Annotated in this window: 1 protein-coding gene; it reads left to right on the top strand. The window is 57.7% G+C overall.

What is annotated here, in order from left to right:
• Positions 1-418, top strand: a 418-nt coding sequence (locus tag AC1D0P_RS30095) for a 3'-5' exonuclease (protein ID WP_477680079.1), incomplete at its 5' end; no start/stop codon positions are given.
• Between the last annotated feature and the right edge of the window lie 15 nt (positions 419-433).

Below are 433 nucleotides of genomic sequence, written 5' to 3'. Positions count from 1 at the left end.
GGCTGTGGCGGCGGCGGCTTTCCTAAACGGATTGTTGAAGGAGGGCATCCCGCCCAGGGAAATCGGCATCTTCTGCCGGTCTAACGACGAACTTGCCCGGGTGGCGAAGATCACTGAGATCGTTGGATTGAAAACGACGTCGAGTCTTGGAAGCAAGCCTGTCGAAGACGCCGTTCTTATCGGGACGATGCATCTCGCGAAGGGATTGGAGTTCAGGGCAGTGCTTGTGATCGCATGCGACGAAGGGGTGTTGCCGCTAGCCTCCCGCATTGCTGACGTCGCCGACGAGTTTGAGTTGGACGAGGTCGTGGCAACCGAAAGGCAATTGCTGTACGTGGCCGCGACGCGAGCGCGGGATCATCTGTTCATATCGGGCGTCGCACCAGGTTCAGAGTTTCTGGAGGACCTCAGCTCATAGAAAAAGCTCGCAGAT

The organism is Polaromonas sp. P1_G2, assembly GCF_056405515.1.
The sequence above is the reverse complement of the archived record's forward strand: the minus strand, read 5'-3'. Positions and strand labels throughout refer to the sequence as shown.